The sequence below is a fragment of the Thiomonas sp. genome, assembly GCF_054608695.1.
The window spans coordinates 1-3,489 of sequence record NZ_JBTRXV010000182.1; the positions used below are offsets into that span (position 1 = coordinate 1).

A 3,489-nucleotide genomic window follows, 5' to 3' on the forward strand; every position below is an offset into this window, starting at 1 on the left:
CGGATTTTTTATAGTCCTCGGTGCGGTACAGCGCCAGCGCCCAGAAATGCGGCGGCGCCCACAGGAAAATGATCAGAAACAGGATCAGCGCCTGCGCCGACGGTGTGGGGCCATCCGGGTTGGCGGCGAAGCTGCGCGATTTTCATGGGGCGGCCCGCTGCTGTGGCGGCTGCGCCGGGCCTGCACGCGCTCGAACCAGGGGCCGATTCGAGGCAAGCGCCGATCGAAAGGCTGGCCGACCTCGTTGCCGAAATCCAGCCAGACGTACAGCCAGATGTCCGCAGCGGTGAAACGTTCGCCGCACAGGAAACGACCGTCGCCCATCATTGAGTCGAGCCAGGCGGGCGATGCGATCCTGAGCGACGCGCTTGAGGCCATCAGCCGCCTCCGGCGCGACCGGAATGCGGCCCTGGAAGCGCTTGCGGCCCCTCAGCGTCATGGTAGGCGTTGTGGATGAACTCGGTGATGTTGAGTTCGACGCGGCGCCACCACATGCGGGTTTGCGCGCGCTGCAAGGGTGTGGCGCCGATCAGCGCGGGCGCGGGGTGCAGTTCTTCGAAGTATTCGGCGATCGCCACGACTTCGGCCAGCACCGTGCCGTCGGCGAGTTCCAGAGCTGGCGTCTGGCCGGCGGGGTTGTGCGCTAGAAAAGCGGATTCACGGTTTTCATCCTTGAACACGTCGACGGTCACGCTCGGGATGCGCAGACCTTTTTCCAACAAGAACATGCGCAGGCAGCGCGGCGCCGGGCTGACCGCATCGAACAGCAGCTTGGGCGCCGCACCTTGTTGGGCGATCGGATCGGGTACGGCTCAGGCTCCGTCCTGCACGTGGAAGTCGATGCGCACGCCTTCGGGCGAGCGGCTGACATATTCGATGCGCACCTTGTTGCCGAAATGCTGCTCGATTTGCGCAAGCAGAGGCAGGGGATCGTGGTCGTTGAAAAACGCCATGGTTTCGCCGGGCTCCAGCGCGTCGAGCGCGCCGAAAATCGCCGCGTGGCGGAAGCGCTTGGCGATGCCGCTGGCGTCGAAGGGATAGGTGCGGTCGGCGCGGTGGTGGGAATGCGGCTGGTTGACGACATTCAGGGGTTCCATGGTCGGTTCCTTGGGTTGGGGTGGTTTGCGGTGGAAAAGATGGTCCGGTGGCGCGAAGGCTTCAGCCCCGGCCTTCGAATTGCGGGAAAAGAATGTTGTTTTCCGTGTGGACGTGCTGCATGAAGTCGGCGATGAATTTGTCCAGGCCCGCATACAGCGCGCGCCAGGTGTTGCACGCCTCGGCAGGAAGCCGCAGCTCATGAGTGAGTTCCTGCACGCGCTGCAGCATGCGGCCGTGGTCGTCGTGTTCTTCACGCATGCGTGCGATCGGCGGCGCGAGGAAGCCACCGGGGTTGCGGCGCATCATCGGAAACAGAATCTGCTCTTCCTTTTGCATATGCGCCTGCAACTCGCCCTGCATGTTTTGCAGCAGCGTGGCCAGGCCGGCGGGTACGTCGGGATGGCTCGCATGCACGCGCTCGACCTTGGTGGCCAGGGCGATCAATTCGGGGAGTTCACGCCGGTGCACGTCGTGGAAGCGGCTGACGATGAGGTCGATCAAGGCGTCGGGGGCGCGCGGCGTGTCGGTCGGCGCTTGCACATCCAAGGCGAGAAGCTCGCGCTCGATGGCGGCGATGTCGAGTTGCTGCGCACGCGCTGCCGCTTCGAGGGTCGTCTCACCGCCGCAACAGAAGTCCAGACGATGGCGCCGAAACACGGCGGTGGCGCCGGGCAGATCACGCGCCAGGTGACCCAAGGGGCGCGTGGCAAGTAGCGAGGTCGAGGTTGCGGGGGTGTCGGGGCTGGACATGGCGGGTTCTCCGATCCGGGGTGATCTGGGTTGATGTGTGAACAGGTACAATGGATTCCACTATAAAATTCTTTAGTGGCATTTGCAATACCTTATTTGTAGGCACCGCTATGCGACTGACATCCTTCTCCGATTTCGGATTGCGCGCCCTGCTCGTGCTGGCCGGCAGTGAGCGCGAGACATGGTCGAGCGCGGAGCTCGCAACCAAGCTCGACATTTCGCGCGATCACCTCATCAAGGTGCTGCAACGCCTCGCTGCCGGAGGCTATGTGCAGACCACGCGCGGCGCGGGTGGCGGCGTGAAGCTGGCCAAACGCGCGACTGCAATCCGGCTTGGCGACGCGCTTGAATGGCTGGAAGACGATTCCGCGCTGACCGAGTGTTTTCGCGACGATGGCGGCCACTGCCTGCTCACCGGTTTTTGCGCCTTGCGCCCGAAACTCGAACGCGCGCGCCGAGCGTTCTATGCCGAACTCAACGACACGACCCTGGCGGACTGCCTGAATCCAGCGCTGCGACAGTTCGTCGCTGTGCCGCTTCCGGCGGCTTGAGCGTGCCTCAGCGCCGCGTTTCGATCAACAAGTCTTTTTCTTCGTGCTCGAAATGATGTTCGAGCAGGTGCTGTCAGGGCAGAGAAGCATCGCGCAGCGCCAGACGCTGTTCGGGCTGGTCGAGTCGGTCGGGCTGCCGGGCCGACACGTCGTGCCACTCACCGAGCATCGTCGCCAGCTTGGCATGCTCGGCCAGATAGACCTTGGCCTGCCAACGCGCCGTGGCAGGAAGCTTCGGAATCAGCTCAGTTTCCTCGATGGCGATATGGGCCGTGTGCAGGCCTTGCAGCACGTCGCGTGCGGCGCGCGCCTCGGCTACGTCGCCGGCGAGCAGGCCCAAGCGCATGCGCTGCATCGCCTCCAGCATCGCGACCTGCTGGTTGGGTAAATCATCATCCCGATTCCGGGCCATGTTCAGATTCCTCCTGTACATACGTGTTGCAAATCGAGCTGGCCGGCGTCTTCGAGCCGCTTGAGCAGGATGTGGAAATACACCATCCCGGCATAGGGCTGCCAGCGCGTCACCAGCGCTTGGGTGGACCGCGCATCCAGCCGTTCGGGCAAGCCCAGCCACAAGGCTAGATGTTTGTGCGCGCCGACATCGTCCACCGGAAACACAGCCAAGCGCCCAAGCCCGCGCAAGGCCACATATTGCGCGCTCCAGCGCTTGATGCCGCGCAGCAGCGAGAGCAACCGCAGCGCTTGCGCGTCGTCGGCCTGCGCCAGTTGCGCGTCACTCAACGCGCCATTCTCGATCGCAGCGGCGGCTGCAAGCAGGTAATCTGTTTTCTGCCGGCTCCAGCCCAGGTCGCGCAGGAATTCGGGGCCGGCAGCTAGCACCGCCCCCGGTTGCGGGAACGCGAGCACGCCATCGTTGAGGTTGGTGTTCGGGGCGACAGCCAGCGCCAGCTTGCCGAGCATGGCAATCCCACTGGCCAGACTCACTTGTTGGCAGGCGATAGCGTTGGCCAGCGCTTCGAACAAGGTGGGAAAACGTGGCGGCTTCACACCACGGAAACGCGTCGCCAGTGGCGCGAGCGCGGCGTCGCCGGCAACGAAACGGTAAAAGCCATCGAGATCGACGTCCAGC

General features: G+C 64.1%; 7 protein-coding genes and 1 pseudogene. 1 reads left to right on the forward strand and 7 read right to left on the reverse strand.

Going from position 1 to position 3,489, the window contains the following annotated elements; all coding sequences use genetic code 11:
- The 5 genes and pseudogenes from ACYCUK_RS23910 to ytfE all read right to left on the reverse strand — a co-directional run.
- Nucleotides 1-94, reverse strand: a pseudogene (locus tag ACYCUK_RS23910) (heme o synthase); the annotation flags it as partial.
- Complete coding sequence (locus ACYCUK_RS23915; RefSeq protein WP_461597079.1) at nucleotides 85-378, reverse strand: glutathione S-transferase C-terminal domain-containing protein; 294 nt, start codon at nucleotides 376-378, stop codon at nucleotides 85-87. The gene ACYCUK_RS23915 and the pseudogene ACYCUK_RS23910, both read right to left, overlap by 10 nt.
- Entirely contained in the window at nucleotides 378-797 is a 420-nt protein-coding gene (locus ACYCUK_RS23920; RefSeq protein ID WP_461597084.1) for a glutathione S-transferase N-terminal domain-containing protein, read from the reverse strand. The genes ACYCUK_RS23915 and ACYCUK_RS23920 overlap by 1 nt, the downstream gene beginning before the upstream one ends.
- Before the next feature lie 15 nt (nucleotides 798-812).
- Nucleotides 813-1,097, reverse strand: a complete 285-nt coding sequence (locus ACYCUK_RS23925; RefSeq protein ID WP_112487873.1) for a DUF2249 domain-containing protein — start codon at nucleotides 1,095-1,097, stop codon at nucleotides 813-815.
- Between the two features lie 61 nt (nucleotides 1,098-1,158).
- Nucleotides 1,159-1,848, reverse strand: coding sequence for an iron-sulfur cluster repair protein YtfE (gene ytfE, locus ACYCUK_RS23930; RefSeq protein WP_461597080.1), 690 nt, complete (start codon nucleotides 1,846-1,848; stop codon nucleotides 1,159-1,161).
- A 110-nt stretch (nucleotides 1,849-1,958) separates the two neighbouring features.
- Between ytfE and ACYCUK_RS23935 the strand changes: the two genes are divergently transcribed.
- Nucleotides 1,959-2,399 (forward strand): RrF2 family transcriptional regulator, encoded by a 441-nt coding sequence (locus ACYCUK_RS23935; protein ID WP_461597081.1) that lies wholly within the window; start codon nucleotides 1,959-1,961, stop codon nucleotides 2,397-2,399.
- A gap of 73 nt (nucleotides 2,400-2,472) precedes the next feature.
- Here ACYCUK_RS23935 and ACYCUK_RS23940 read toward each other — a convergent pair whose 3' ends face one another.
- A complete protein-coding gene (locus tag ACYCUK_RS23940; protein WP_461597082.1) occupies nucleotides 2,473-2,811 on the reverse strand; it encodes a hypothetical protein in 339 nt (112 codons plus the stop codon).
- A 2-nt stretch (nucleotides 2,812-2,813) separates the two neighbouring features.
- Nucleotides 2,814-3,489, reverse strand: a 676-nt coding sequence (locus ACYCUK_RS23945) for a DNA-3-methyladenine glycosylase family protein (protein ID WP_461597083.1), incomplete at its 5' end; no start/stop codon positions are given.